Source organism: Nonomuraea terrae (genome assembly GCF_044465245.1).
GTDB classification, from domain to species: domain Bacteria; phylum Actinomycetota; class Actinomycetes; order Streptosporangiales; family Streptosporangiaceae; genus Nonomuraea; species Nonomuraea terrae.
In genome coordinates this window covers 328,314-353,829 of record NZ_JBITLL010000002.1, presented here as the reverse complement: position 1 = coordinate 353,829, position 25,516 = coordinate 328,314, and the positions used below count along the sequence as shown (strand labels likewise).

General features: G+C 72.5%; 28 protein-coding genes. 14 read left to right on the top strand and 14 right to left on the bottom strand.

From position 1 onward, the window contains the following. Positions 1-183: 183 nt before the first annotated feature. From ACIBP6_RS07980 to ACIBP6_RS07970, 3 genes are all read right to left on the bottom strand, one after another. The gene (locus ACIBP6_RS07980; protein ID WP_397049940.1) at positions 184-372 is read right to left on the bottom strand and encodes a zinc-binding dehydrogenase; all 189 of its coding nucleotides are present in this window, start codon (positions 370-372) and stop codon (positions 184-186) included. A 17-nt stretch (positions 373-389) separates the two neighbouring features. Continuing rightward, positions 390-1,163 carry a zinc-dependent alcohol dehydrogenase family protein gene (locus ACIBP6_RS07975; RefSeq protein ID WP_397049939.1) on the bottom strand — a complete coding sequence of 258 codons (774 nt, stop codon included), beginning with the start codon at positions 1,161-1,163 and terminating at the stop codon, positions 390-392. An 82-nt stretch (positions 1,164-1,245) separates the two neighbouring features. Next, positions 1,246-2,136, bottom strand: a complete 891-nt coding sequence (locus ACIBP6_RS07970) for a sulfotransferase domain-containing protein (RefSeq protein ID WP_397049937.1) — start codon at positions 2,134-2,136, stop codon at positions 1,246-1,248. A 202-nt stretch (positions 2,137-2,338) separates the two neighbouring features. On the opposite strand from ACIBP6_RS07970, the gene ACIBP6_RS07965 reads away from it, so the two are divergent. Both ACIBP6_RS07965 and ACIBP6_RS07960 read left to right on the top strand, forming a co-directional pair. Next, a complete protein-coding gene (locus tag ACIBP6_RS07965) occupies positions 2,339-2,803 on the top strand; it encodes an ester cyclase (protein ID WP_397049935.1) in 465 nt (154 codons plus the stop codon). Between the two features lie 30 nt (positions 2,804-2,833). Continuing rightward, entirely contained in the window at positions 2,834-3,844 is a 1,011-nt protein-coding gene (locus tag ACIBP6_RS07960) for an alcohol dehydrogenase catalytic domain-containing protein (protein WP_397049933.1), read from the top strand. Positions 3,845-3,860: 16 nt separating this feature from the next. On the opposite strand, the gene ACIBP6_RS07955 is transcribed toward ACIBP6_RS07960, so the two are convergent. The 5 genes from ACIBP6_RS07955 to ACIBP6_RS07935 all read right to left on the bottom strand — a co-directional run bounded on the left by ACIBP6_RS07955 (position 3,861) and on the right by ACIBP6_RS07935 (position 8,876). Then, the gene (locus ACIBP6_RS07955) at positions 3,861-4,385 is read right to left on the bottom strand and encodes a DinB family protein (RefSeq protein WP_397049932.1); all 525 of its coding nucleotides are present in this window, start codon (positions 4,383-4,385) and stop codon (positions 3,861-3,863) included. Between the two features lie 92 nt (positions 4,386-4,477). Beyond that, positions 4,478-4,987: a GNAT family N-acetyltransferase gene (locus ACIBP6_RS07950; protein ID WP_397049930.1), complete on the bottom strand. Its 510-nt coding sequence runs from the start codon at positions 4,985-4,987 to the stop codon at positions 4,478-4,480. Continuing rightward, positions 4,984-6,177, bottom strand: coding sequence for a L,D-transpeptidase (locus tag ACIBP6_RS07945; protein ID WP_397049929.1), 1,194 nt, complete (start codon positions 6,175-6,177; stop codon positions 4,984-4,986). The genes ACIBP6_RS07950 and ACIBP6_RS07945 overlap by 4 nt, the downstream gene beginning before the upstream one ends. Positions 6,178-6,301: 124 nt before the next feature. Then, the gene (gene recD2 / locus ACIBP6_RS07940) at positions 6,302-8,515 is read right to left on the bottom strand and encodes an SF1B family DNA helicase RecD2 (protein ID WP_397049927.1); all 2,214 of its coding nucleotides are present in this window, start codon (positions 8,513-8,515) and stop codon (positions 6,302-6,304) included. A 163-nt stretch (positions 8,516-8,678) separates the two neighbouring features. After that, the gene (locus ACIBP6_RS07935; RefSeq protein WP_397049925.1) at positions 8,679-8,876 is read right to left on the bottom strand and encodes a hypothetical protein; all 198 of its coding nucleotides are present in this window, start codon (positions 8,874-8,876) and stop codon (positions 8,679-8,681) included. Between the two features lie 75 nt (positions 8,877-8,951). On the opposite strand from ACIBP6_RS07935, the gene ACIBP6_RS07930 reads away from it, so the two are divergent. From ACIBP6_RS07930 to ACIBP6_RS07915, 4 genes are all read left to right on the top strand, one after another. Further along, entirely contained in the window at positions 8,952-9,929 is a 978-nt protein-coding gene (locus tag ACIBP6_RS07930) for an alpha/beta hydrolase family esterase (RefSeq protein WP_397049923.1), read from the top strand. Positions 9,930-10,029: 100 nt separating this feature from the next. Continuing rightward, positions 10,030-11,361, top strand: coding sequence for a serine hydrolase domain-containing protein (locus tag ACIBP6_RS07925; protein ID WP_397049921.1), 1,332 nt, complete (start codon positions 10,030-10,032; stop codon positions 11,359-11,361). Positions 11,362-11,509: 148 nt separating this feature from the next. Beyond that, entirely contained in the window at positions 11,510-12,076 is a 567-nt protein-coding gene (locus ACIBP6_RS07920; protein ID WP_397049919.1) for a DUF5994 family protein, read from the top strand. 118 nt (positions 12,077-12,194) lie between these two features. Then, positions 12,195-12,518, top strand: a complete 324-nt coding sequence (locus tag ACIBP6_RS07915; RefSeq protein ID WP_132610275.1) for an STAS domain-containing protein — start codon at positions 12,195-12,197, stop codon at positions 12,516-12,518. A gap of 266 nt (positions 12,519-12,784) precedes the next feature. Here the strand turns inward: ACIBP6_RS07915 and ACIBP6_RS07910 are convergent, their stop codons facing one another. Next, on the bottom strand, positions 12,785-13,201 hold the full coding sequence (locus ACIBP6_RS07910; protein ID WP_397049917.1) for a MarR family winged helix-turn-helix transcriptional regulator: 417 nt from the start codon (positions 13,199-13,201) through the stop codon (positions 12,785-12,787). A 155-nt stretch (positions 13,202-13,356) separates the two neighbouring features. On the opposite strand from ACIBP6_RS07910, the gene ACIBP6_RS07905 reads away from it, so the two are divergent. From ACIBP6_RS07905 to ACIBP6_RS07880, 6 genes are all read left to right on the top strand, one after another. Further along, positions 13,357-14,202, top strand: a complete 846-nt coding sequence (locus ACIBP6_RS07905) for an alpha/beta hydrolase (RefSeq protein ID WP_397049915.1) — start codon at positions 13,357-13,359, stop codon at positions 14,200-14,202. A gap of 405 nt (positions 14,203-14,607) precedes the next feature. Next, positions 14,608-16,995: a CehA/McbA family metallohydrolase gene (locus ACIBP6_RS07900; RefSeq protein WP_397049913.1), complete on the top strand. Its 2,388-nt coding sequence runs from the start codon at positions 14,608-14,610 to the stop codon at positions 16,993-16,995. Positions 16,996-17,097: 102 nt separating this feature from the next. After that, the gene (locus tag ACIBP6_RS07895) at positions 17,098-17,511 is read left to right on the top strand and encodes a ribonuclease domain-containing protein (RefSeq protein WP_397049911.1); all 414 of its coding nucleotides are present in this window, start codon (positions 17,098-17,100) and stop codon (positions 17,509-17,511) included. A gap of 8 nt (positions 17,512-17,519) precedes the next feature. Then, complete coding sequence (locus ACIBP6_RS07890; RefSeq protein WP_397049909.1) at positions 17,520-17,885, top strand: barstar family protein; 366 nt, start codon at positions 17,520-17,522, stop codon at positions 17,883-17,885. 273 nt (positions 17,886-18,158) lie between these two features. Further along, on the top strand, positions 18,159-18,515 hold the full coding sequence (locus ACIBP6_RS07885) for a YciI family protein (RefSeq protein ID WP_397049907.1): 357 nt from the start codon (positions 18,159-18,161) through the stop codon (positions 18,513-18,515). A gap of 6 nt (positions 18,516-18,521) precedes the next feature. Beyond that, the gene (locus ACIBP6_RS07880; protein WP_397049905.1) at positions 18,522-19,712 is read left to right on the top strand and encodes an RNA polymerase sigma factor; all 1,191 of its coding nucleotides are present in this window, start codon (positions 18,522-18,524) and stop codon (positions 19,710-19,712) included. Positions 19,713-19,760: 48 nt separating this feature from the next. Here the strand turns inward: ACIBP6_RS07880 and ACIBP6_RS07875 are convergent, their stop codons facing one another. After that, entirely contained in the window at positions 19,761-20,627 is an 867-nt protein-coding gene (locus tag ACIBP6_RS07875; protein ID WP_132610263.1) for a LysR family transcriptional regulator, read from the bottom strand. 71 nt (positions 20,628-20,698) lie between these two features. Between ACIBP6_RS07875 and ACIBP6_RS07870 the strand changes: the two genes are divergently transcribed. Then, complete coding sequence (locus ACIBP6_RS07870; protein ID WP_397049903.1) at positions 20,699-21,400, top strand: CTP synthase C-terminal region-related (seleno)protein; 702 nt, start codon at positions 20,699-20,701, stop codon at positions 21,398-21,400. On the opposite strand, the gene ACIBP6_RS07865 is transcribed toward ACIBP6_RS07870, so the two are convergent. The 4 genes from ACIBP6_RS07865 to ACIBP6_RS07850 form a co-directional block, all read right to left on the bottom strand. Beyond that, on the bottom strand, positions 21,401-22,537 hold the full coding sequence (locus tag ACIBP6_RS07865) for an epoxide hydrolase family protein (RefSeq protein WP_397049901.1): 1,137 nt from the start codon (positions 22,535-22,537) through the stop codon (positions 21,401-21,403). Between the two features lie 38 nt (positions 22,538-22,575). After that, the gene (locus ACIBP6_RS07860; RefSeq protein ID WP_397051481.1) at positions 22,576-22,920 is read right to left on the bottom strand and encodes a YciI family protein; all 345 of its coding nucleotides are present in this window, start codon (positions 22,918-22,920) and stop codon (positions 22,576-22,578) included. A gap of 101 nt (positions 22,921-23,021) precedes the next feature. Further along, positions 23,022-23,459: an SRPBCC family protein gene (locus tag ACIBP6_RS07855; protein WP_397049899.1), complete on the bottom strand. Its 438-nt coding sequence runs from the start codon at positions 23,457-23,459 to the stop codon at positions 23,022-23,024. 10 nt (positions 23,460-23,469) lie between these two features. Next, positions 23,470-24,099 carry a LysE family translocator gene (locus ACIBP6_RS07850; RefSeq protein WP_397049897.1) on the bottom strand — a complete coding sequence of 210 codons (630 nt, stop codon included), beginning with the start codon at positions 24,097-24,099 and terminating at the stop codon, positions 23,470-23,472. 72 nt (positions 24,100-24,171) lie between these two features. On the opposite strand from ACIBP6_RS07850, the gene ACIBP6_RS07845 reads away from it, so the two are divergent. Next, on the top strand, positions 24,172-25,506 hold the full coding sequence (locus tag ACIBP6_RS07845) for a PLP-dependent aminotransferase family protein (protein ID WP_397049896.1): 1,335 nt from the start codon (positions 24,172-24,174) through the stop codon (positions 25,504-25,506). Positions 25,507-25,516: the final 10 nt, after the last annotated feature.

Below are 25,516 nucleotides of genomic sequence, written 5' to 3'. Positions count from 1 at the left end.
TCCCGCGACGTCGGTGAGCGGGCCGGACCGCGTCGGTCTGGTCGTGCGGCCCGCGTCGTGTGAGTGTCGCGGGGGAAAGATGGTCGCGGGTCAGCACCCTGGCGCCCTCCCGGGCGAACAGCCGCGGTGCCGCTCCCCGGGTCTGCGCCACGTCGAGGCAGCGTGACGCGCCGGACGGCGGAGTCAGTGCCGGACGACGACCACGATCTTGCCGATCTGGGTGTTGGACTCCATGTACCGATGGGCTTCGGCGATGTCCGCCAGTTCGAAGATGCGGTCGATGATCGGGCTCAGGCTGCCGCAGGCCAGCCCGGCGTTGACGAACGCGACGCCGCGGGCCAGGCGCTGCGGATCGGTGGTGACCTCGAACAAGGTGTAGGTGCGGGTGGTCAGCGCCGGGTAACTGTGGGCGTTCGGGAAGGGGTGGGGCGCGGGTCGAGTTTGCCGTAGACGACGAGGCGGCCTCCCGGGGCGATGGCCCGGGCGATGTCGTCGACTCCCGGGCCGGCGATCGGGTCGAACGCGAGCCGCACCCCGGCGCCGCCGGTGATGTCCTTGACCGTGGTGGCCACGTCCTGGTCGTCGGTGACGATGACGTGCGCGGCCCCGGCGTCCAGGAGTCGCTGCTTCTTGGCGGCGGTGCGGGTCGTGGCGATCGGGGTGGCGCCGAGGTGGCGGGCGGTCTGGATCGCGGCGATCCCGACGCTGGAGGACGCGGCGGTGATCAGAACGTGGTCGCCCGGGCGGGTGAAGGCGTCCTCGACGAGCGCGCCGTAGGCGGTGAGGCAGGCCATCCACACGGCGGCGGCCCGCTGGGCCGGGACGGAGGCGGGGCGGTGCACGGTCGCGGCGGCGGGGACGATCACGTGGTCGCCATAGGCGCCGTAGCTGGACTGCTGGAAGGCGGGGACGACGGCGACGGTGTCGCCTGCGGTGAAGCCCGTCACGTCGGGCCCGACGGCTTCCACGACGCCGGCGGCCTCGTATCCGAGGTGCGCGCCGGGGAAGCTCGGCTTGTCGAAGTAGGCGCCGGAACGGAACATGATCTCGGCGCGGTTCAGGCCGATCGCGTCGACGCGGATCCGCAGCTCGCCGGCCTCGGCCTCGCGAACCTGAAGGACCTCGGGTCCGCCGAAGGCGTCGAACAGCACTGCTGTCGGCATGGCTGGTGAACTCCCTGTCCGGGGTGTGGATATCGGTGGTGGTTTGCGGGGTGTCGGCGGCTGAGCCGCGGGAGGGGGCGGGTCAGTGGCGGTGCAGCCATTCGAGCAGGTCGGGTGGGGCCAGCCGGCGGGTCCGTTCCTGGTAGCGGGCGAGCTCGTCGTCGTTGAGCAACACGCGGCCCGCGGCGGAGGCGCCCCGGTGGAAGAACGCGGCGGCGTCCTTGAGCACGTCCCCGGTGTTCGGCGCGAGGCTGTCGGCGCGGGACTTCATGGTGTCGAACGTGGCGGCCTTCACCAGTGTCGGCCAGATGTTCTCCGGCACGCTGATGTTCAGCGCTCGCGCGAGTTCGCGCATCTCGCCGGCCAGGTCCGTGAGGAGGTCGTCGTAATGCACGAGGACGACGTTCGGTTGCCGCAGGCGTCGTTCCCACGCGTCCGACAGGTGCCTCATCACCCCCGGCAGAGAGTCCATGTCGTCGAGGGGTGGCACGTCCTTGTCCATCCAGTGCAGCAGCCAGTCGCGCAGCGGCAAGGCCGGCGCCGGCGGCCTGGCGGGCTCCGGCTGGTTCGTCAGCGCTCGGATCCGTTCCACGTCGAGGTTGCGGGCGTGGTGGTAGAGCGACACGGCCATGTCCAGAGGGTGGCGCGCGACCACGATGTAGGTGACGCGTGCGTCGTTCGGGATTCCGTCGAGCGGTGTGTGCGTCTTGATGAACCGCCGGTGCCGCTGGGCCTCCAGCCGGGTGAGCACCTCGTCGTGCGGGACGATCCGGTGGTCCAGCCAGGGAGACGTCACCGGCAGCGGCTCCGGGAGGTCGGCGGTCTGGAAGACGAGCAGGGCGCAGATCATCTGCATCCAGGTCGTACCGCTCTTGGAGTGCGTGCTGATGACGATGTCCCCTTGTCGGAAAGGGAATGCGTGCCATCGGCCGCTTTCCTGGAAAGCGTTCGTGTATTGCACAAGGGGCGACATTCGCCGTTTTCTCCTGACTGCTGGTGGAGGGAATCGCGGCCTTTGGAAAAGGCCGATGTCATCGTCTGTCCCAGCATGGCAATGGCGGTTTTCGGCGAAGTCTGTCAGCCTGTCTCTGCTGGTGGTAGGCGCAGAGGACGTAGAAAAAGCAGGTGTGGGCATTTTTTCGCCGCCGGTATTCCCGCTGCGGCAAGATGCAGGCGTGGGAAACAACGACAAACCCTTTTTTGAGGGAACGGAGCCTCAGGCCGTCGCCGTACGTGTTTACCAGCTCTTCGATACGGGTGACGTCGGGGGCCTCGATGAGATCGTGGCGCCCGACATGGTCGATCACAATCCCGTCCCCGGAGCCGGGTCCGGCATCGACGGCCTGCGGCTGCTGGTCGCCGCGGTCCGCGACGGATTCACCGGCACCCGCCACGAGGTGATCCAGCAAGGAGAGACCGGTGACGGCTGGGTGGTCTGTCACTGGCGCATGACCGCCGTTCACACCGGCGACTGGTTCGGCACACCCGCCACCGGACGCCGGGTCTCCTTCACCGGCACCGACCTCATGCGCGTGGCCGACGGCAAGATCGTCGAGCTTTCGTCACGTCGAGGAGCTGCTCCAGCTCCATCTCCAGCTGACGAACGGCGGCCCGGGGCCGGCCAGAGCATGACGACGTGACAACCGGCATTCACGAATCGAGGTCCACGCGTGCTCACCGCCATGGCCACCGCGGCCCATGAGCCGCTCATATGCATCGAACGCCAGGTGCCCGAGCCCGGACAGGGCGAGGTCCTGGTCGAGATCACCGCGTGCGGAATCTGTTACACGGACCTGGACCTGCTCCAGGGTCACTGGCCCATCGCCCGTTTCCCGGTCGTCCCCGGTCACGAGATCACCGGCGTGGTGGCCGCGACCGGCCCCGGTGTGTCGTGGCCGGAGGCCGGCACGGCCGTGGGCGCGCAGTTCCTCGGCGACTCCTGCCGCCACTGCGACCACTGCGTGCGCGGCGAGCAGATCCTCTGCCCGCGCAAGCGGTTCACGGGCGTCGCCATGGACGGCGGTTACGCCGAATACGCCGTCCTCAAGGCGGACTTCGTGACCCCGCTGCCGGAGGGGCTGGACCCGGTCGCGGCGGCGCCGCTGATGTGCGCGGGCCTGACCGCCTTCAACGGCCTGCGGCAGGGCGGGATCACCGCCACCTCGCGTGTCGCGGTCATCGGCACCGGCGGTGTCGGCGCGCTGGCCGTCCGCTACGCCGCCGCCATGGGAGCCCGCGTGGCCGTCATCAGCCGCTCCGGCCGGGGCGAGGCGGCGGCCAGGCGGATGGGCGCCGAGCGCTTCATCGCCACCCAGGACCGCGACCCGGCCGAGGCTCTCCATGCCTGGGACGGCGGCGCGGACCTGATCCTCAACACCACCCCGTCCACCTCGGCGGCCGCGGCGGCGTTCACCGGCCTGGCACCCGACGGCACGCTCGTGCTCGTCGGGTACGGCCCGGAGCCGCTGATCCTGCCCACGCAGCCGATGGTCCTCAACCGGCTGCACGTCATGGTGAACCCGTCCGGCTCCCCGCACGACCTGCGCGACGCCCTCGCGTTCTCGGCGGCGCACGGCATCGTGCCCGAGTTCACCCCGATCGGCCTGCGCGATGCCGGCGCGGCGCTCGACGCCATGGCCGAGGGCCGTGCCGGCAGGCGATCGGTCATCATCATGGGCTGACTCACCGCCGGTGTGGTCAGCCCATGGTCCTGGCGCCGTCCAGGGATTCGCGGATGATGTCGGCGTGGCCGGCGTGCTGGGCGGTCTCGGTGGTGATGTGCAGCAGCACCTTGCGCGCCGACCAGTGCGCGCCGGCCTCGAACCAGGGGGCTCGCGGCAGCGGCTGGGCGGCGTCCAGGTCGGGCAGGGTGGCGATCAGTTCGTCGGTACGGCGCGCCACGTCGGCGTAGTCGGCCAGGAGGCCGGCGAGACTCTCGCCGGGCAGCATCCGGAAGGTGTCGGCCCAGGTGGCCAGGTCGGCCTCGGTCATGGCGTCGAAGTCGGCCATCGCCGACGGCCCGTTCAGGATGAAGCCCGCCCAGTTGCGCTCGGAGGCGGTGACGTGCTTGATCAGGCCGCCCAGGCACAGCTCGCTGACGGTGGTGCGGCGCCCGGCCTGCTCGTCGGTGAGGTCGCGGGTGGTGTGCCGCAGCAGGCGGCGCTGGTTGGCCAGCACCGCCAGCAGGTCGGCGCGCTCGGTGGTGGCCTGGTCGACGGTCATGGTGGTCCTCCGTTGCGTTGTCGCGTGAGGGACCACGGTAGGAAGGGTCGCGGCCGGGTTCGTTCCTGAATCGGCCGCGGTTGGTCAGGCGGTCAGGTCAGGCGGCGCTGCAGGAGCATGCCGGGCCACTCCCCCACGGTGAACGGCGCGACGCGGGTGAAGCCGCAGCCTTCGTAGTAGGCGACCAGGCGGCCGTCGCCGCCGGCGTAGCAGTCGACGCGCAGCAGGCCGGCGTCGCGCTCGCGGGCCTCGCCGGCGGCCCAGTCGAGCAGGGCGCGGCCGGCGCCGTGGCCGGTGAAGCGGCGGTCGGCGACCAGGCCCTGCACGTACAGCTCGGGTTCGGTGGCCGCGGGGACGTAGTCGTGGGCGGCGCCGACGACGATGCAGGCGGCGGGCTCGCCGCCGACCTCGGCGATGCGCATGCCGCCGCCGGCGGCCCAGGCGGCGACCTGGCGGGTGCGCTGCGGGTTGCCGGTGAAGGGGGCGCTGCCCCACTGGCCGGTGCGGCCGGAGGCGGCCAGCCAGGCGACGGCGCTGTCGAACATGGCCAGGACGGCGGGGGTGTCGGCGGGGCCGCCGGGACGGATGCGCGGCGCGCTCATGCCTGCTCGCCCTTGAGCGCGCTGCCCTTCTTCCATGCGGCGAAGGACATCTGCCAGTAGCCCCAGCCGTTGTTCCATTCGAGCTCGCGGTCGGTGCCGGTGACTTCGACGACGTCGCCGCGCTGCATGTTGTCGTAGAACCACTTGGCCTGGTCGGGGCGGGCGTTGATGCAGCCGTGGCTGACGTTGCGCACGCCTTGGGCCCAGACGTTGTCCTTGGCGTGGACGTACTCGCCGGAGTTGGAGATGCGCACCGCGTGGTCGATCATCACGTCGTAGTAGCCGGGGTCACCCTTCTTGCGGCCGGGGGAGATCATGCGGACCGGGTGGGCACGTTCCATGGTCAGGTGGACGCCGGAGGTGGTGGTGTACTCGCGGGTGGTGGCCATGCCGGCGCTGATGCGCATGGTCTGCACGCGCTTGCCGTCCTTGTAGACGTACATCATGTGCTTGTCGACGTCGACCTTGCTGATCTGCTTGGCGCCGATCTCGAGGGTGGCGGAGTAGTCCTTGACTCCCCACAGGCCCTTGCCGGCTTTCAGGCCGGTGATGTCGGCGTTGAAGGTGATCTTCTGGTGGGCGGGCCAGTACTTCTCGGTGCGGTAGATGACGACGGTGTCGTTGATCCAGCGCCAGGCGCCCTCGACGGGCTTTTCCGCCTCGATCTCCAGGGCGCGTTCGATGGTGGCCTTGTTGGAGACGGGCTGGTTGAAGGTGACGATGATGGGGGCGCCGACGCCGACGGTCTCGCCCTTGCGGTTGGGGGTGACGTCGGCGACCTGGAGGGCGCGCTCGGGCTTGGCGGTGGTGAACGTGCTGGTGACGCTCGTGACGCCGGCCTTGGCGGAGACGTTGTAGCTGGTGGACGGCTTGAGCGCGGTCTTGGAGGTCCAGCGGGTGCGGTCGGCGTTGTAGGTGCCGTTGAGGGTCTCGCCGTCGGCTTCGACGGTGACGTCCTCGAGTGCGGCGCCGGCGGCGGTCACCACGATCTTCTTGTCCAGGCCGACCTTCTTGGCGCCCTCGGCGGGGGTGATCTGGACGGTGGGGGCCTGCGGTGTGGCCACGGTGGTGCCGTCGGGGCCGACGGGTTCTTGCGCGGCGGGACCACTCGAACATGAGGCCGTCAGCGTTGCGGCGGTGAGCAGCGCGAGCGCGGTGGCGGTTCTCCTTCGAGCGGGCGCGACGTTCAAGGCAGTCCTCTCCCAGCGGTACCTAAAGGTACGTCAAAGACCTTAATGCTCCTGCTCGTAAGACGCCGAATCAATTAGGGATGTTCGGTCACATTTCCGTCACTTTTGCTGGTGTGCGGGCAGGTCACCGGCGGGTCAGGCGGTGGGTGAGGCCGGTGTGCCGGCGGCCCGCCCCGCGGGTGCGCACGGCCTGCGCCAGGGCCCGCCGCGAGCCGACGATCACGACGAGTTTCTTGGCCCGGGTGATGGCGGTGTACAGCAGGTTGCGCTGCAGCATCATCCACGCGCTGGTGGCCAGCGGGATGACGACCGCGGGGTACTCGCTGCCCTGGGAGCGGTGGATGGAGACGGCGTAGGCGTGGGCGAGCTCGTCCAGCTCGTCGAAGGCGTACTCGACGCTCTCGTCCTCGTCCGTCAGGACGGTGAGCTTGTGCTCGTCGGGGCGCAGGTCGGTGACGATGCCGACGGTGCCGTTGAACACGCCGTTGGCGCCCTTGTCGTAGTTGTTGCGCAGCTGGGTGACCTTGTCGCCGACGCGGAAGACGCGCCCGCCGTAGCGGCGCTCCGGCATGCCCTCGCGGGCGGGGGTCAGGGCCTCCTGCAGGGCGGCGTTGAGGGCGCCGGCGCCGGCGGCGCCGCGGTGCATCGGGGCCAGGACCTGCACGTCGCGGCGCGGATCGAGGCGGAAGCGGCGCGGGATGCGGCGGGCGACGACGTCGACGGTGAGGGCGGCGATCTCCTCCGGCTCCTCGCAGGGGAACAGGAAGAAGTCCTTCATGCCCTCCAGCACGGGGTGGCGGCCGGTGTTGACGCGGTGGGCGTTGACGACGACGCCGGACTCGGCGGCCTGGCGGAAGACCTGGGTGAGCCGGACGCGGGGGACGTCGTCGGCGGCCAGCAGGTCTTTGAGCACCTCGCCGGCGCCGACCGACGGCAGCTGGTCGACGTCGCCGACGAACAGCAGGTGGGCGCCGGGCGCGACCGCCTTGACGAGCTTGTTGGCCAGCAGCAGGTCGAGCATGGACGCCTCGTCGACGACGACCAGGTCGGCGTCCAGGGGGTTGTCGCGGTCGAAGGTGGCCTCGCCGCCGGGGCGCAGCTGCAGCAGGCGGTGCACGGTGGTGGCCTCGTGACCGGTGAGCTCGGCCAGGCGTTTGGCGGCGCGGCCGGTGGGCGCGGCCAGGATGACCTTGGCGCGCCTGGCGCGGGCCAGCAGCACGATCGAGCGTACGGTGAAGCTCTTGCCGCAGCCGGGGCCGCCGGTGAGCACGGCGACCTTCTCGGTCAGGGCCAGGCGGACGGCCTGGCGCTGCTCGGCGGCCAGGTCGGCGCCGGTCTGGCCGTGCAGCCAGCGTTCGGCGCGTTCCCAGTCGACGTCGGCGAACGCCTTGAGCCGGTCGTGGCCGGCGCGCAGCAGCGACAGCAGCCCGGAGGCCAGGGAGACCTCGGCGCGGTGGAAGGGCGGCAGGTAGACGGCCGGCACCACGTTGTCGCCGGCGGGGACGGGCTCGCGTACGACGCCCTCGGCCTCGACGAGCTCCTCCAGGCAGGCGGCGACGAGGTCGGCGGGCACGTCGAGGATCTTGACGGCGTCGGCGACGAGGTTGGGGGCCGGCAGGTAGCAGTGGCCGTCGTCGGCGGCCTGCGACAGGGTGTAACGCAGGCCGGCCTTGACGCGTTCGGGGCTGTCGTGCGGGATGCCGACGGCCTGGGCGATGGTGTCGGCGGTCTTGAAGCCGATCCCCCACACGTCGTCGGCCAGCTGGTACGGCCGGCTGCGCACGACGGAGACGGACTCCTCGCCGTACTGCTTGAAGATGCGCACCGCGATCGAGGTGGACACGCCGACGCCCTGCAGGAAGATCATCACCTCTTTGATGATCTTCTGTTCCTCCCACGCGGCGGCGATCATCTTGGTGCGTTTGGGGCCGAGGCCGGGCACCTCGACGAGGCGTTCCGGGTGCTGTTCGATGACGTCGAGGGTGTCGGTGCCGAAGTGGTCGACGATGCGTTCGGCCATCTTGGGGCCGATGCCCTTGATCAGCCCGGAGCCGAGATAACGGCGGATGCCCTGCACGGTGGCCGGCAGCACGGTGGTGTAGGACCAGACCTCGAACTGGCGGCCGTAACGGGGATGGGACGTCCAGCGGCCGCGCAGCCGCAGCGACTCGCCGACCTGCGCGCCCAGCAGCGGCCCGACGACGGTGAGCAGCTCGGACCCCGACCGGTCGGTGGCCACGCGGGCGATGGTGTAGCCGGTCTCCTCGTTGGCGTACGTGATGCGCTCAAGGACAGCGTCCAAGGACGAACCGTGGGAATCATCCACGCCAGGCTTCACGCGAACCCCTTTCCCGCCTGCTTTCGTGGCAAGAGTAGAGCAGCACGGGCAAGCCGCCTGAAGATCACCCGGGTCGGCCGTCGCGTTCTGAGACGCGAGAGAGGTCCGGAACCGTGGGACGGGTCTTCGCGGCGGCCTCAGGCCCGGCCCGGGCGGCGCACGGTCACAGGTGGAACCAGTGGATGCGGCGGCATGAGGTGCACACGAAGCAGGTCGCGTCGCGGTTGGCCCAGTCGAGGTTGAAGAACGTCATCCCGGTCGTCTGGAGCTTCCACCGGTACTCTTCGAACACGTCGTTGCGGCAGGTGTCGCAGGACAAGGTGCCGCCGTGGGGAAGCCTGACAGGCCGGGGCTCGCTCATGCCTGCGATGCTAGCCGGGCGCCCCGGCGGACGCGTCGCGCCGGTGCGGCGGGGGCGCCGCAGGGAGGGGCGCGGATGCGGGCACGCGTGATCATGCTGATGGTGGCGGCGCTGGTCGCCGCCGGGTGTGCCGCCGGGCCTCCCCCGGCCGCCTCGCCTCCCGCCCGTCCCAGCGGCGGCAGTACGGGCGCCGGGGTCGATGGCTGCGGGCGCGGGCCGGGGCTGGAGGCCGGTCGGCACGTGCTGTCCCATGGCGGGCTGCGGCGGCGGTTCCTGCTGGCGCTGCCGGAGGGCGACGGGCCTCATCCCGTCATCCTCGATCTGCACGGACTCGGGTCCGGCGCCGTTCAGCAGCGCGCCTACAGCCGGCTCGCCGAGCAGGGGACGCGGCGCGGCTACGTGGTGGCCACGCCGCAGGCCGCCGACGGGCGCATGGGCTGGACGCTGCCCCGCACCGGCGGGCCCGACGACACCGCGTTCCTCGCCGCGCTGCTGGACCACCTGCGGCGCACCTTGTGCGTCGACGCGCGCCGGCAGTTCGCCGCGGGCATGTCGTACGGCGCGGCGATGGCCGTCTCGCTCGTGTGCGTGATGGACGGCCGCCTGTCCGCCGTGGCCGCGGTCGCCGGGCTCAACATCGTGCGCCCCTGCCAGGACGCCCCGCCGACCACGATCGTGGCCTTCCACGGCACCGGCGACCAGGTCGTCCCCTACGAGGGCGGGCACCCGCTGCGCAGCGCCCCCGGCGACCTGCGCGCCCTCGGACGGCTCGTCACGCTGGAGCCGGTCGAGCGCGCCGCCGCGGCGTGGGCGGCCCGGCTCGGCTGCACCGGCCGCGCCACCGCCCGCGCGACCGCCCGGCCGGCCGCGAACGTACGCCTGCAGCGGTGGCGGACCTGCCCCGGCCGGGCCACGCTGGCGCTGTACACGGTCGAGGGCGGCGGGCACACCTGGCCCGGCTCCGCCGACGTGCCGCGGCTGGGACCGGTCACCCGCGACCTGGACGCCACCGCGGTCATCCTGAACGCCTTCGACCGCGCCCCTTCCCGCTGACCGCTGCTCGGGCCGGCGAACCGCGAAGACGCGTTCGGCCGGGTGGTTCCGGCTCGTGAGCCGGCGGCGGGCGCGGAGGCAGCGGCTACTCTTGTCGCCCATGAGTCAGGTGCACCACACGACCGCCCGCGCGCTGATGCGCAGGCTGGCCGTCGAGCAGGCCGAGTGCAGGATCCCGTCCCTGACGGCCGCGATCGTCCGCGACGGGCGGACGGCGTGGTTCGGCGGACGCGGCCGCGTCGACGGCGCCGCCCCCACCGCCGCCACGCAGTACCGCATCGGGTCGATCACCAAGAGCATGGTCGCCGTCGTGGTGATGCGGCTGCGCGACGAGGGCGTACTCGACCTGACCGACCCGCTGGAGCGGCACCTGCCCGGCACGCAGCTGGGCCACCTGACCATCGCGCAGCTGCTGTCGCACACCACCGGCCTGACCGCCGAGCCGCCCACCGCCTGGTGGGAGCGCACCCCCGGCGTCCCGGCCGCGGAGCTGCTCGACCGGCTCGGCCCCCGCGAGCTCAAACACCGGCCGGGGCGGCGCTTCCACTACTCCAACGTGGGGTTCGCACTGCTCGGCGAGCTCGTCGCCCGGCTGCGCGGCACCACCTGGCTCAAGGCGCTGCGGGAGGAGGTGCTCGACCCGCTCGGCATGCGCGACACCACGGCCCGGCCGCGCGCCCCGCACGCCACCGGCTACGCCGTCCACCCGTGGGCCGACGTGCTGCTCACCGAGCCCGAGCACGACGCCGACGCGATGGGGCCGGCCGGGCAGCTGTGGTCCACCCCGCACGACCTGGCCCGCTGGGCGGCGTTCCTGTGCGGGGAGAGCGCCGGCGTGCTCTCCCCCGGCACCGTCGCCGAGATGCGCGAGCCGGCCACCGTCGACGACGGCGACACGTGGACCTCCGGCTTCGGGCTCGGCCTGCAGCTGTCACGCGCCGGCGGGCGCCGGCTGGCCGGGCACACGGGCTCCATGCCGGGGTTCCTGGCCACCGTGTGGAGCGATCCGGCCGAAGGCGTCGGCGTGCTGTTCATGGCCAACACCACCTCCGGCATGAGCGGCACACTGCTCGGCGACCTGCTGGACCTCCTGGACGAGCACGAGCCCCGCCTGCCCGAGGAGTGGCAGCCGGTCGCCGCCGACCCCGACCTGCTCCCCGTGACGGGGCTGTGGCATTGGGGGCCCAAGCCGTACACCCTGCGGCTGCTGCCCGAGCGGGGGCTGTCGCTGGAGCCCGTCGGCGGGTCCGGGCGGGCCTCCCGGTTCGTGCCGCAGGACGACGGGACGTGGCTGGGGCTCGACGGCTACTACGCCGGTGAGACCCTGCGGGTGGCGAGCGACCACCTCGACCTCAACACGTTCATCTTCACCCGCGAACCGTACGACCCGGCCGCGCCGGTGCCGGGCGGAGTGAGCGGCTGGCACGTCTGACGCCGCCCGGCGCACGCCCGGTTTCGCCGAACGTGGTGAGGTAGACTGAAGGTACCGAGGACTTTTCGAGCGTTGGCATTCAAGTCGGCGTCGCCCCCGGCGAACCACGACCGGCCCTCCCCGGAGGGCCTGGACGGGCCAGGCGACCATGACCACGACACTTGTGCCTCGACGGCTACCATCCAGCCGTGTCACACCTGCGCGTCCCCAGGTCGATGCCGCGCCGCGGCTCATTCTGCACCCGGTGCCGGAGCGGCGAACCGTCGTGGACGGGGCCTGGTGGCCCCGCTCCCGCGACGCCGCCGCCGAACTGCCCGCGCTCGTCGCCGCGGTCGACGAGCGGCTGGGCCGCACCACGCTGCGGGTCGGGCTGCATCGGGACGCCTGGCGGCACATCCCGCACCGCTTCCCGGCACGCGGACGGCAGGTCCGGGTCGGCTGGTTCCGCTCCACCGATCCACGCGTGATCACTCTGATCTTCGCCGCCGGCGAGCCGGTCGTCCTGCTGATCATCCCGCCGGACACCGCGGCCGGGCCCGCCGAGGCCACGCTCGACCTCACCGCCCAGGACACCGCCGGCTTGACCACCGGCGCCATCCTCGCCCTGGCCTGTCCGTCGCCCGGCGCCGCCCGGCGTGCGCCGGAAGACAGCTCGGCACGCTGGGAGAACGAGGGCGGATCAGTCACCGGGCAGGGGGCCCAGGCGTCGACGTGACCCACGTGCCGCCTGCCGGCCGGATTGAGCGGTTCAGGTACCGCCCGTTCTGGCGGCGGGCCGATCTCTGGCCGGCAGGCATCTCCATCGTCGCAGCTTCTCCGAAAGGAGAATTCCCATGACCGTCATCGACCCCGCGCCGCTCGGCGTGGCCGACCCGTCGAGGCCGACGATCGTCCACCTGTCCGGCGAGATCGACATCTTCAGCAGCGCGGCGCTGCGCCGGCAACTGATGAGCACGCTGGACTACAGCACGAACCTGCTCATCGTCGACCTGTCGGAAGTGTCGTTCTGCGACGCCTCCGGGCTCGCCGTGCTGGTCGGCATCCAGCACCGCGCCCGGCCGATGGGCATCACCGTGGCCCTGACCGCGCCACGCCCGTTCATGTCGCGGCTGCTGCACATGACCGGCCTGGACCGTGGCCTGCCGATGGTGGTGTGAGCCCCAGCCTTTCGCGTGGTTCGATGCGGCGGGCGAACCTGCCGTGCCTGTCCGCGCCTGTCCGTCGCGCCCGACTTGCGTGCCCGACTTGGCGCCGGCGGCCGGGTTCGTGACGCGTTCGGTGAGGCGGTCGCGTTCGTGTCGGCCGGCGGGATCGCGGATCACCGAGGCGCGCGTCGGCCGGCCGGACGTGGCCTGCGCCGGCGCGGCGTCGCCGGGCATGAACCCGCGGCTGTCAGTGGTGCTCCGGGTGCGGGGTCGGAGGGCTAACCGCTTTCGAGGGCGACGACCTCCTCCAAGGCGCGCCGCAGCATGGTGACCTGGTCCCCGCCGAGATGCCGCGACCACCGCCGCTCGATCTCCGTGAGGATCCGGGCCGCTGTGACCTGGGCCAGCCTGCCCTGGTCGGTGAGCCGGATGATCTTCGCGCGGCGGTCGCCCGCGTCGGCCACCCGCTCGACGTAACCGTGATCCTCCAGTTCGCCGACCAGTTCGCCGATCGCCTGCTTGGTGAGCCCGGAGCGCTCGGCGAGCGTGGTCAGCCGTGAGCCTTCGGCGTCGATGAACCGGAAGACGGAGCCGTGCACGTACCGGATCCCGTCGAATCCTTCGTCGGCCAGCCGCTGGTGAAGTCGCTCTATCGCGATGTCCTTGGCCTGCGTGAGCAGGGTGGGGAGCGGCACGTTGGGCTTGTCTTGCCGCTCGTTCGCTGCGGATCGCGTCGTCATCCCCGTGCGGCCTTTCTTCCATGCGATGTCGTCAGGCAGCTTGACGGTATCAGGATGAATGGTAAAGTCACCTGACTGTCAGGCGGCTTAACTAAAAGCTGGAGGACGAGATGCGAAACGTTGCCGAACAGCGCGAGCAGTTCGCGGCCATGCTCACCAGGCCCCTACCCACGGACGTCCGCTCGTCGGCGACGGCACTCGGCGGGCGGCCGGCGCTGGAGCTGCGGATCGAGGCGCCCGGCACGGCAGGCGAGGACGTGCTGCTGTATCTCCACGGCGGCGGCTTCGTGGTCGGGTCGGCGCGCGTCGCCGCCCATCTCACCGTCGCGCTGCTGCGGCACCTCAACGGCCGGGCGGTCTCGCTCGACTACCGGCTCTCGCCGGAGCATGCGTTCCCGGCCGCGCCCGACGACTGCCTGGCGGCCTACCGCGAGCTGCTGGACTCCGGCACCGACCCCCGGCGGCTGGTGATCGCGGGCGACTCGGCCGGCGCCGGGCTGGCCGTCGTCACCTTGATGCGCGCCCGGGACGCGGGCCTGCCGATGCCGGCGGCGGCGGTCCTGTTCTCGCCGGCGGTCGATCTCACCCTCAGCGGCGCGAGCGCGCGGTCCAAGGACGGGGTCGACCCGATCTTCACTCCGGCCGATCTGGAGTGGTACTTCGATCAGTACATCCCCGGCGGTGACAGGTCGGCGCCCGAGGCGAGCCCGGTCTTCGCCGACCTCACGGGGCTGCCGCCGCTGCTGATCCAGGTCGGCTCGAGCGAGATCCTGCTGGACGACGCCGTACGGCTGGCCGGGCGCGCCGGGGCCGACGAGGTGGCGGTGACGTTGGAGGTGGCTCCGCGCCAGCCGCACGTGTTCCAGCTCAACGGATCGGCCGAAGCCGCGGCGGCGCTGGAGCGGGCCGGTCGGTTCCTGGCCCTCCGGCTTCGCGGCGGGAAGGAGGAATCGTGAATCGGCCGGCCGAGCAGGTCAGGGGGCCGGTGCTCGCGCCCCGGGACGACGAGTACGGCGAGTAACGCGCCGGTTGTCAGACCGCCCGCCGGCATCGTCGCGGCCTGGCGGGAGGCCGGCCCGCCGGTCGTGGACAACGCTGTCGACGGCCGCGACGCGCGATACCCGTTCACCGTGGTGTCCCGGCGGAGCGCGACGGCATCGCGGAGATCCGGCCGGCGTACGCGTCCGTGCCGACACCGGTCACTGCGCCGTGCGGGCCCGCCTGCCGCGGATCGCCCGAGCGGGCCAAAGGTTCCCCCACGCGGCGTGGGCGATTTGCGATGTATTTACCTTTTTGGACTGAGACCTCCCTAGTGTCAGCGCCGTTCCGGATCAAGGCACTGGGAGGCGTACCGAATGGAATTGAGCCGCAGGAACTTCGTGGCCGTCGCGGGGGGCGCGGCGGTCGCGGCCGGCGCGATGACGGCGAGCCCCGCACAGGCCGGCGAGAAGACCCCGCGAGGTGAGTGGCTGGCCGGCGACACCCACGTGCACGACGACCACTCCGCGGACGGCAGTCTGCCCCGCCAGCAGTCCAAGCAGACCCTGCCCGGCAACCTGCCCGTCGCCGACCAGATCGCCGAGGCCGAGCGCACCGGGCTGGACTTCCTGCCGCTGACCGACCACCGCACCTACGACCAGCACTGGGACCCGCAGTGGCAGTCGTCCGAACTGCTGCTGGTGCCCGGCGAGGAGGCGAACGGGTCACCGCACGCCATCGTCCTCGGCGCGGTCGACACCGTCGTGGACGGCGCCAACCCGCCCGGCTCCCCGGCGTTCCGGCACGTGCAGCAGTCGATCTGGGACGCCCACGCCCAGGACGCCGTCTGGTCCACCGCCCACCCCGACGACGGCGAGTACACCCCCGACGCCGGGCCCGACGACAACGCCAGCGCCCAGGGCATGAACACCGTCGAGGTGTGGAACGTCGCCTCCGACCCCGACGCCCAGATCGACTACGCGGAGAACCGGTGGAACGCCGGCTTCCGGTTCGGCGCGGTCGCCGCCAGCGACTGCCACTTCCGCGAGCTGTGGGGCACCGCCGGCCCAGGTCAGCCCACCACGTGGGTGTTCGCCGCCGAACGCTCGGTGCGCGGCATCCTGGACGGCCTGCGCGGCGGCCGTACGACGGTGTCCCACCGCCGCAACGGTCCCTTCGTCACCATCGAGGCCGACCTCGACGGCGACGGGACGTACGAGGCGCTCGGCGGCGACGAGATCGTCCTCAAGCACGGCCGGCTGCCGAAGAAGGCGTCCCTGCGGGTGCGCGTGCGGCGCGCCGCCGGAGCCCGCGTCCTCGTGTACGGCGCGCCGGGGCGCTCGGCCGGGCCGGTGGCGACGTACACGGCGGCCTCCGACGACGAGACCTACCACCTGCCCGTCACCCTCAAGGGCGAGCACACCTGGTACCGGGCCGAGGTCCGCGCGCCCGGCGCGGCCTCCGGCGCGGACGCCGACCCGGACCTGCCCGACCAGCTGCGCGCGGCGACCTCCCCGGTGTTCGTCTCGGCGGCGGCGCCCGCCGTACCGGCGCCGGAGATCGCGCTGCCGCCGGCGCAGCACGGCGACGACCGCGCGAGCCTGGCCGTCGGCGGCGCCGGCCGGTTCACCGGCTTCCCCGACGTGGCCGTGGACGGCGGCACGACGCACGTGGTCGCCGAGGTGCACGACGACGCCCGGACCTCGGTCGTGTACCGGGGACACGGCCGCACCGTGACGCTCTCCGGCGACTCCCCCACCGCCCGCTTCCCCCGGATCGCCGTCTCCGGCGACGACGTGTGGGTCGTCTGGCAGGACGAGCTCGGGCAGGAGCAGCCGCACCGGCCGGTGATCCTGCTGCGCCACAGCCACGACGGCGGCCGCTCGTTCGAACGCGCCGTACGGCTGTCGGACGGGCGGGGCAGGGCCGTCCACCCCGGCCTCGCCCTCCTCGACGGGCGGCGCCCCGTCGTGGTGTGGGCCGACAACGCCCGCGGCCCCTTCGACGTGTACGCGCAGGTCGTCGGCGAGGACCGCGCGCCGGTCAACCTGTCGGCGCCCGGCAAGAGCGTCGACCTCGGCACGCCGCAGGACGCCCGCTCGCCGCGCTTCCCCGCCTCACTGTTCCCCTCGGTCGCCGTCGGGGAGGACGGGCGCGTCATCGTCGCCTGGCAGGACAACCGCTTCGACCCCGACCCGCTGTGGACCGGCCACACCCCCGAGCCGGGCGAGCAGCCGGGCGGCACCGACCCGGACAACTGGCAGATCCTGGTCTGCGTGCGCTCCGGCCGGTCCTGGAGCGAGCCCGTACGCGTGAGCGCGGCCGCCGACGCCGCGGACCGGCACCCGAGCCTCGCCGCCGACGGCGACGGCGGGTTCGTGGCCATCTGGGAGACCAGGGCGCTGCGCAGTTCCGGCACGAACCTGTCGCTGCGCGCCTCCCGCTCGGCCGACGGCGGCCGCACCTGGACGCCGGCGGAGCCGGTCGGGCTCGCCCCGGACGCGATGAGCCAGCGTCCGCGCCTCAGCCGCGACCCCGACCGGACGATCCGCGCCGTGTGGTACGACTCCCGCTCGGCCGACTGGCGGTGGAAGGTGTTCACCTCCCGGCGCGGGCGCACCGGCTGGAGCGCCGCCGAGCAGCTGACCACGCCGGGCAACAACACCTGGCCGGCCGCCGACCGGGGCGTGGTCGTCTTCACCACCGACCGCTCGGCCACCCGCACCCAGCGCGACGCGACCCAGGAGGTGTACGCGCTGCGGGCGCGCTGATCGTCCGCGCAGAGTTCACCATTCCTTTCGGGTGCTTTGTCGTTGACGTTCGCCGGCCGGGCGATGATCCTCTCCGTGTCCGTCACGTCACGAGGAGGACCCGTGCACACCCCGCAACGCCCCGGACCTGCCTGGCCGCTGAGGCTCGCCGTCGTACTCGCCGCCCTCGTCTCGCTCGTCGGCCTGGCCGGCGTCGTCCCCGCGAACGCCGACGTCTACGGCTCCTGCACCATGTCGCGGTGCGCCGACGCGCGCACGACCAGGTCGGTCTGGCAGTCCAAGGGCTATCCCACCTCCGCCGGCTGGTACTCCTGGCCGGACGGCCGCTACAACTACACCGGCGGACGCTTCTACAACCGCGAAGGCCAGCTGCCCGCCGGCGCCACCTACCATGAGTACGACGTGTACTCCCGCGCGAGAGGCGCCGCCCGCGACGCGTACCGGATCGTCGTCAACCGCAGCACCGGCGCGGTGTGGTTCTCGCCCGACCACTACACCGACTTCTACCGGCTCTAGGACCTGTCATGAGCTCAGCCGCACGTCCGCTGCCCTCCTGGCTGGCGGTGTCCACCGGCCCGGCGCCCACCGGCCCGGTGATGGACGGGCGGGCCTGCCGCACCCGTGCCGCCTTCTTCGAGGAGGCGGCGCGGGCGCTGCGCCTTCCCGGCCACTTCGGCCGCAACTGGGACGCGCTCACCGACAGCCTGCGCGACACCGAGACCGCCGCCCTGGCCGTGGAGCACGCCGAGGACCTGCTCAGCGCCGAGCCTGCCGGGCAGTTCACCGCCCTGCTGGCCGTCCTGGGCGACGCCGGGCTGACGGTGACCTTGTGCACGGAGCCGGAGCACGAGGCGTCGCTGCGCGAACGGGCGACCGCCGCGCTGCCCTGAAACGGCCTTGTCGCCTGGGACACGGTCGGGGAGAGTACGTCTTCTGATTCTTTTCTGCCGGGGGTGTCGAATGGCGCCGTGCGCGTTCGTAGCCAAGGTGAGAGGCCGGCGACGAGCCGGCCGCCACGCACCGGAGGTCCGCGATGGCACTGATCACCGACCGCCCGACCGCCGCGGCGGGCGGGTTGCGCGGATGGCACGTGGTCGCCGCCGCGATCGAGATCCCGGCCGTCGCCCGCCGCCTGCCCGCCTGATCCTGCGAAGGAGTTCGCCGTGAAGAAGTACCTGCTCGCCGTCCAGTTCGACGAAAGCGCGCCGTCGCCGTCGGAAACGGAAATGCAGGATCAGCTGGCCCGGACGGCCAAGGTCACCGCCGAGATGCAGTCCGCCGGTTCGTGGGTGTTCGTCGGCGGCCTGCTGCCCTCGCACGCCACCACGGTCGTCCGCCCCGGCAACGGCACGACCACGATGACCGACGGCCCGTTCGCCGAGACGAAGGAGCAGCTCGGCGGGTTCTGGGTGATCCGGTGCGAGGACCTGGACCAGGCGCTGTCCTGGGCCGAGAAGTGCGCGCTGGCCTGCGGGGCCCCGATCGAGGTGCGCCCGTTCGTGGACGCGCAGGGGGGATGAGCGCGGATGGATCTGGACACCGTCTACCGGACGGAGTACGGCCGGTGCGTGGCCACGCTGACGCGCCTGCTCGGTGACATCGGGCTCGCCGAGGAGGCCGTGCAGGACGCGTTCGCGGTGGCCGTGCAGAAGTGGGACGAGACGCCGCCCAATCCCGGCGCGTGGATCGTGACGACCGCCCGCAACCGGGCGATCGACCGCCTGCGCCGGGAATCCACCCGCGAGGCCCGCCACGCGCAGGCGCTGCTGCTGCACCAACCCGACGAGCCAGAGGTGGTGGGACCGGTGCGCGACGACCAGCTCCGCATGATCTTCACCTGCTGCCACCCGGCGCTGTCGCCGCTCGCGCAGACCGCGCTCACCCTGCGCCTGCTCGGCGGGCTGGAGGTGGCGCAGATCGCGCGGGCCTACCTGGTGCCGGAGGCGACCGTCTCCCAGCGGATCGTCCGCGCGAAGAAGAAGATCCGGGACGCCGGCATCCCCTACCGCGTGCCGGAGGCCGCCGAACTCCCCGATCGGCTGACATCGGTGCTCACCGTGCTCTACCTGGTCTTCAACGAGGGATACACCTCCACATCGGGAGAGCTGCTGCGCACGGACCTGTGCCTGGAGGCGGTTCGCCTGGCCAGAGCGCTCGCCGAGCTGATGCCCGACGAGCCGGAGGTGATCGGGCTGCTGGCGCTGCTCCTGCTCATCGAAGCCCGGCGGCCCGCGCGGGTGGGGCCTTCGGGTGAGCTGGTGGTGCTGGCGGAGCAGGACCGGTCGTTGTGGAACCGGGCGCTGATCGCCGAAGGGCATGAGCTGGTGCGGCGGTGCCTGCGCCGTGCTCAGCCGGGGCCGTACCAGGTGCAGGCCGCGATCAACGCCGTGCACACCGACGGGCCGGCGACCGACTGGGCGCAGGTGCTGGCGCTCTACGACCAGCTGCTGCGGCACAGCCCGACGCCGATCGTCGCGCTCAACCGGGCGGTCGCCGTCGCCGAGGTGCACGGACCGGCGCCGGCGCTGGCCGCCGTCGATGAGCTGGACCTGCCGGGCTACCACCTGCTGCCCGCCACCCGCGCCGACCTGCTCACCCGCCTCGGCCGCACCGCCGATGCCGTCGCCGCCTACGACGAGGCGATCACCCTGGCCACCAACGACACCGAACGAACCTTCCTGCGGACGCGACGGGCACGCCTGACCCCGGACACCTGACCACCGTCCCACCACGTGACGCGCGGAGCGGCGGGAAACGGGGAGCGCTCAGCCCGACAGGGCCGCGGCCAGGCCGGCGGCGGCGCCGGCGGGCAGGGCGCCGTGCAGCAGCTCCACCCGGTGCACCAGCCGGGGCTCGGCCAGCGCCACCCCGCACACCCCCGCCGGCACCGCCGAGACCGGCAGCAAGGTCAGGCCGTGACCGGCGGCCACCAGGGTGACGACCGTGTGCACGTCGTCGCCCTGGTAACCCAGCCCCGCCGCGAAGCCCTCGCCCACCAGGTCGCGCAGCCGCGACGGCGGGCACAGCGGCGTGTCCAGCCAGCGGGCGTCGACGAGATCCGCCAGCCGCAGCGCCGCCCGCCCGGCCAGCGGATGCCCCGGCGGCAGCACCACGACGAGGTCCTCCTGGCTCACCCCGGTGGTGGTCATCGGGCCCGCGTCCGGCAGCCGCAGCGGATCGCTGGGCGCCGCGATGCCGCCGGCCAGGCCCAGCTCGGCCCGCCCCTCGGCGACGGCGGCGACCACCTGTTCGGCCGCGCACGTGTGCAGGACGAGGTCCAGGCGCGCCTCGCGATCGCGCGCCCGCGCCAGGCGTTCGGCCAGGACGGGGTTGACCGCCAGTGGGGTCGCGGCCAGGTGCAGCCGGTGGCGCGGCCGGGCCGCGGCACGCAGCACGTCGGCGCGGGCCGCGCTCAGGCGCAGCAGCAGCGGCTCGGCGTGCTCCAGCAGCCGCGCCCCGGCCGGGGTCGGCTCGACCGGGCGGCGGCGCAGCAGCGGCAGCCCCAGGTCGGACTCCAGCGCGGCGATCTGCTGGGAGACGGCCGACTGGGTGTAGCCGAGCTCGGAGGCGGCGGCGGAGAACGAGCCCTGGCGGGCGACGGTCACGAACGTGGTGAGCAGATGCGGATCCATCAGAGACGCTTATATCAGATGCACGGATCATCGTTGGCGCTTATCCGGGGTGAGCGGCCAGGATGGAGCCCATGAGAATCGCCCTGGTCGGGGATCGCTCACCCAGCGTCCGCTCCCACACCCGCATCCCGCTGATCATGGAGGCGCTGCGCGAGCGCGACGGCATCGCGCTCGACCCGTACTGGATCTCCACCACCGACGTGAGCGGCCTGGACGGCTTCGACGGCATCTGGATCGTGCCCGGCAGCCCGTACCGCGACGAGGCCGGCGCGGTGGCGGCCGCGCGGGTGGCGCGCGAGCACGGCATCCCGTTCCTCGGCACGTGCGGCGGCTTCCAGCACATGCTGCTGGAGTACGCCAGGAACGTGTGCGGGCTGGACGTCGCCCACGCCGAGAACCAGCCGGAAGCCCGCGACCTGCTCCTCGCCCCGCTGGCGTGCTCGCTGGCCGGCCACGAGGGCCGCGTCCTGCTGCAGCCGGGCACGCGCATCGCGCAGATCATGGGCGCGTCCGCCACCGTGGAGGCGTACTTCTGCTCGTACGGGCTCAACGAGGACTACAAGGCCACACTGGCCGCGCACGGGATGGTGTTCACCGGCCACGCCGACGACGGCGCGGTGCGGGCCGCAGAACTGCCCGGCCACCCGTTCTTCCTGGCCACGCTGTTCCAGCCGGAGCTGGCCGGCGAGGAACGCCGGCCGCACCCGGTGATCTCCGCGTTCGCCGCGGCCGTCCGCCACCACGCCGCCCGGCGGACCGCTCCCGCCGTGTGATCACATCCGGCGCCGGAGCGCGGCGAACAGCCCGCGGATGTCGGCCACCAGCAGATCGGGGGCGTCGTGGGCGGCGTAGTGCCCGCCGCGGTCGTAGCGGTTCCACGCCACGATGTCGGTGTAGTGGCGTTCGGCGAAGGCGCGGACCGAGGCCAGGTCGCCGGGGAACTGCGCGACGCCGATCGGGACGGCCATGGGCCCGGCGGGCGGTGACTCCCGTTCGGCTTCGGCGTAGATCCGGATGGCCGAGCCGGCGGTGCCGGTGAGCCAGTGGATGGTGACGTGGGTCAGGAGCGTGTCGGTGTCGAGGCCGTGCTCGTGCATGGCCTGGGCGTTCCAGCCGAGCAGGCCGACGGGCGAGTCGGCCAGGGCGTGCGCGAGGGTCTGCGGTTGCCGGCTCTGCACGGCGCCGTAGGAGGCCTCCTCGTCGACGTAGCGCTGGAAGGCGTGCAGCGCCGCCCGGTCCTGTGGCGAGAGCCGTTCCGGCCACCGCGGATCGTCGTCCGGAGGCGGGAACCACGCCTGGGTCACGTGCACGCCGGCCACCGCCTGTGGTGCGACGCGGCCGAGCTCGGGTGAGATGAACGAGCCCCAGTCGTTGCCGGCCGCGCCGTAGCGGCGGTAGCCGAGCCGCTCCATCAGGACGGCCCAGGCGCGGGCGATCCGGCGTGGGCCCCACCCCGTGTCGGGGGTGGGGCCGGAGAAACCGAAGCCGGGTAGCGACGGGACCACGAGGTCGAACGCGATCGCCGGGTCGAGGCCGTGCCGGCGCGGGTCGCTGAGCGGGTCCAGGATGTCGAGGTACTCGGCGACCGAGCCGGGCCAGCCGTGGCTGAGCACGAGCGGCAGCGCGTCCGGTTCCGGGGAGCGGACATGCAGGAAGTGCACGTTCGCCCCGTCGATGGTGGTCGTGAACTGGGAGTAGGCGTTGAGGCGGGCTTCCTGGGCGCGCCAGTCGTAGCGGTCACGCCAGTGCTCGGCCAGTTCCCGTACGCGGGCCAGTGGCACGCCGTAGCCCTTGTCGCCGCCGGCCGGTTCCGGCGCCCAGCGGGTGCGGGCGAGCCGCTCGCGCAGGTCGGCCAGCTCGTCAGCGGGGATGTCGATCCGGTACGGCCGGATCACGTCGTCGTCGATCATGGGGATCTCCCTTGCCCTGGAGGGTCGCCGGCGGCGCGTCAGGCGATCGGGCGGATGATCGTGCCGGATGCCGGCTGGGGCCCGGGGCACCGGTTCAGGCGGGCGGCGATCTCGGTGGCGCGCTCGATGCCCGCGCACTCGACGATCCAGTAGCCGGCCAGCACCTCCTCGGTCTCGGCGAACGGGCCGTCGGTGACCACCTGCGCGTCGTCCGATCCCTGGACCCGGCGCGCCTGCACCGGTGCGGTCAGCCCTTGCGTGTCGACCAGTTCACCGGATTCGGCCAGCTCGGCGGTGAATGTCCCGAGGAACTCGCCGATCGCCGACATCTCCCGCGCGTCAGGAGCGTCGTAGTCGCGCTGCGAACCGTAGACGAGGATCATGTACTTCACGGCGGTTCCTCCTCTTCCTGGGCGCCCTGGCGGCGCCGTTCGGTGGAGACGTCGAAGCCGGACCCGCCGACCGGACACCGGCCGCCGAAGAATCAGGCTGCGAGGCTCCGGGCCGCCAGGGCCGCGAGCTTGCGCAGGGAGCGGCGGAGCAGGGCGAGCGCGACAGGCCGGGCCAGCGGCCACACGGCCCGGCCGAGCACGCCGAAGGGCAGCTGGAGCTCCTCGGCCCACACCACCCGGCTGCCGCCGTCGTGCGGGCGTACCCGGATGGCGCCCCGGCCGCGCACGAAACGGCCGGTGTGCGCGACGAGCATCAGCTCAGGAGGCTCCCAGCAGGTGATCGTCATCGTGTCGAGGAACCCGACCGGCCACACCCCCGTGTACGCCTCCAGGGTGCGCTCGCCGACCAGGCGCGCGCTGGTCATGAACATCCACTCGCGATGCCGCGGCCAGTCGGTGACCAGCGCGAACACCTGCTCCGGCGGCGCCGCGACCTGCACGGCGGCGGCCGCGTACACGGGTTTCGCCACGATCCCATCCTCACCCATGCGCGAAGGCGAGCGTGACGGCGAGCACGGCGAGGAGGGAGCCCATGGCCACGCGTTGCGCGCGCAGCCACGAGGGACGGGCGGCCAGGAAACCGGCGATGCCGCCGGCGGCCAGCACGATCGAGAGGTTGACCAGCAGGGCGACCGCGATCTGGACGCAGCCGAGAATGATGCCCTGGAACAGCACGTTCCCCCGGTCGAGGTCGATGAACTGGGGGATGACCGAAATGTAGAGGAGTGCGATCTTCGGGTTCAGCAGGTTGGTCATCAGGCCCATCATGAACAGCCGCCGCGGAGGATCGTGCGGCACCTGCCGGGTCGTGAAGACGGACACCCCGCCGGGCTTGAGCGTCTTCCAGGCCAGCCACAGCAGGTACAGCGCTCCCGCGATCCGGATGACGGTCAGGAGCTCGGGGAACGCGGCGAACAACACCGCCAGGCCGAGGTTCGCCCCGACGAGGTAGACGAGGAAACCCGCCGCGACCCCGGCCAGGGAGATGATGCCGGCCCGCCGTCCCTGGCCGGTGCTCCGGGATACGAGATACATCATGTTGGGCCCCGGCGACAGCACCATCCCGAGCCCCACGGAGGCCACACCGAGCACCGCGGTTTGTTCGACCATGCGCATGAAGCTATCGACAACCCGATCTCGGTACAATGTTCGCAATTTAACTCGGAGCAATGTGGTGATTGCATGGACTTTCGCGAGGTCGCCGATTCCGTCGCCGCGGAGATCGCGGCAGGCAGACTTCGTCCGGGTGACCGGCTGCCACCGCAGCGGATCTTCGCGCGGCGGCACGGCATCGCCGGCTCCACCGCCGCCCGCGTCTACCGGGAGCTGACCCGCCGGGGCCTGACCGTGGGCGAGGTCGGCAGGGGCACCTTCGTCCGGGCCGCCGATCCGCAGCCGGGGCCGGCCTTGGCCGAACCCACCGGCAGCAGGATCGACCTCGAACTCAACTACCCCGTCGTGCCCGGGCAGGCCAAGCTGCTCGCCGACGGCATCAGCCCCTTGTTGCGCGCCGACGTGCTGGAATCGTCCATGCGGCCGGTCGGCGCGGCAGGCACCCCGATGGCGCGCAACGTCGTCGCCGACCTGCTCGCGCGCGGGCCGTGGCGCCCCGAACCCGAGCGGCTGCTGTTCGCGGGCAACGGCCGTCAGGCGATCGCGGCGGCCCTCGCCGCGCTGGTCCCTCCGGGCGCGCGCCTCGGGGTGGAGGAGCTCACCTACCCGGTGCTCAAGGGGATCGCGGCCCGAGCCGGGGTCACGCTCGTCCCGCTGCGGGTCGACGCGGCCGGTCTGGATCCCGCGGCCGTCGAGGCCGCCGCGCGCAAGGCCCCGCTCAAGGCCGTCTATGTCCAGCCGACCATGCACAACCCGTTGTCGATCAGCATGCCCGCGGAACGCAGGGCCGAGCTCGCGGACGTCCTCACCCGCCTGGACCTGCCCGCGATCGAGGACGGGATCTGGTCCTTCCTCCGTGACGACCTGCCGCCCCTGGCCGCCTTCGCCCCCGAGCACACGATCCTCGTCGACAGCCTGTCCAAAAGGCTCGCGCCGGGCCTGTCGCTCGGCTTCGCCGTCCTGCCGGGACCCGCCGTCGCGCCCGTCGCGGCGGCGCTGCGCTCGGGCGGCTGGACACCGATGCGGTTCGCACTGGAGGCGGCCACCCGATGGCTGACCGACGACACCGCACGGTCGGTGGCCCGCGCCAAACACCGAGACGCGGCCATGCGCCAGGAGATCGCCGCGGGTCACCTCGGCGCCTTCGCCATACGCAGCGACCCCCGCTCCTACTACTGCTGGTGGGAACTCCCGCCACCGTGGCGGGCCGACACGTTCGTGGCCGCCGCCGCCCGATACGGCATCGCGATCACCCCCGCGGCCGCTTTCGCCGTCGGACGCAACAGCGCCCCGAACGCCGTCCGCCTCGGCCTGGCCTCACCGCCGCCGCGAACGCTCTCCCGAGCCCTGGCCATCCTGGCCGGCCTCGCCCGATCCACGCCGGACGATCTCCTCGCCGAGTGACGGCGGTGTT

What these genes read in the sequence shown, in the direction of transcription:
- ACIBP6_RS07975 (WP_397049939.1), bottom strand. Translation starts at nt 1,163, where the DNA reads ATGCCGACAGCAGTGCTGTTCGACGCCTTCGGCGGACCCGAGGTCCTT.
- ACIBP6_RS07970 (WP_397049937.1), bottom strand. Translation starts at nt 2,136, where the DNA reads ATGTCGCCCCTTGTGCAATACACGAACGCTTTCCAGGAAAGCGGCCGA.
- ACIBP6_RS07955 (WP_397049932.1), bottom strand. Translation starts at nt 4,385, where the DNA reads ATGACCGTCGACCAGGCCACCACCGAGCGCGCCGACCTGCTGGCGGTG.
- ACIBP6_RS07950 (WP_397049930.1), bottom strand. Translation starts at nt 4,987, where the DNA reads ATGAGCGCGCCGCGCATCCGTCCCGGCGGCCCCGCCGACACCCCCGCC.
- ACIBP6_RS07935 (WP_397049925.1), bottom strand. Translation starts at nt 8,876, where the DNA reads ATGAGCGAGCCCCGGCCTGTCAGGCTTCCCCACGGCGGCACCTTGTCC.
- ACIBP6_RS07930 (WP_397049923.1), top strand. Translation starts at nt 8,952, where the DNA reads ATGCGGGCACGCGTGATCATGCTGATGGTGGCGGCGCTGGTCGCCGCC.
- ACIBP6_RS07925 (WP_397049921.1), top strand. Translation starts at nt 10,030, where the DNA reads ATGAGTCAGGTGCACCACACGACCGCCCGCGCGCTGATGCGCAGGCTG.
- ACIBP6_RS07920 (WP_397049919.1), top strand. Translation starts at nt 11,510, where the DNA reads ATGACCACGACACTTGTGCCTCGACGGCTACCATCCAGCCGTGTCACA.
- ACIBP6_RS07915 (WP_132610275.1), top strand. Translation starts at nt 12,195, where the DNA reads ATGACCGTCATCGACCCCGCGCCGCTCGGCGTGGCCGACCCGTCGAGG.
- ACIBP6_RS07905 (WP_397049915.1), top strand. Translation starts at nt 13,357, where the DNA reads ATGCGAAACGTTGCCGAACAGCGCGAGCAGTTCGCGGCCATGCTCACC.
- ACIBP6_RS07890 (WP_397049909.1), top strand. Translation starts at nt 17,520, where the DNA reads ATGAGCTCAGCCGCACGTCCGCTGCCCTCCTGGCTGGCGGTGTCCACC.
- ACIBP6_RS07880 (WP_397049905.1), top strand. Translation starts at nt 18,522, where the DNA reads ATGGATCTGGACACCGTCTACCGGACGGAGTACGGCCGGTGCGTGGCC.
- ACIBP6_RS07875 (WP_132610263.1), bottom strand. Translation starts at nt 20,627, where the DNA reads ATGGATCCGCATCTGCTCACCACGTTCGTGACCGTCGCCCGCCAGGGC.
- ACIBP6_RS07870 (WP_397049903.1), top strand. Translation starts at nt 20,699, where the DNA reads ATGAGAATCGCCCTGGTCGGGGATCGCTCACCCAGCGTCCGCTCCCAC.
- ACIBP6_RS07865 (WP_397049901.1), bottom strand. Translation starts at nt 22,537, where the DNA reads ATGATCGACGACGACGTGATCCGGCCGTACCGGATCGACATCCCCGCT.
- ACIBP6_RS07860 (WP_397051481.1), bottom strand. Translation starts at nt 22,920, where the DNA reads ATGATCCTCGTCTACGGTTCGCAGCGCGACTACGACGCTCCTGACGCG.
- ACIBP6_RS07850 (WP_397049897.1), bottom strand. Translation starts at nt 24,099, where the DNA reads ATGGTCGAACAAACCGCGGTGCTCGGTGTGGCCTCCGTGGGGCTCGGG.
- ACIBP6_RS07845 (WP_397049896.1), top strand. Translation starts at nt 24,172, where the DNA reads ATGGACTTTCGCGAGGTCGCCGATTCCGTCGCCGCGGAGATCGCGGCA.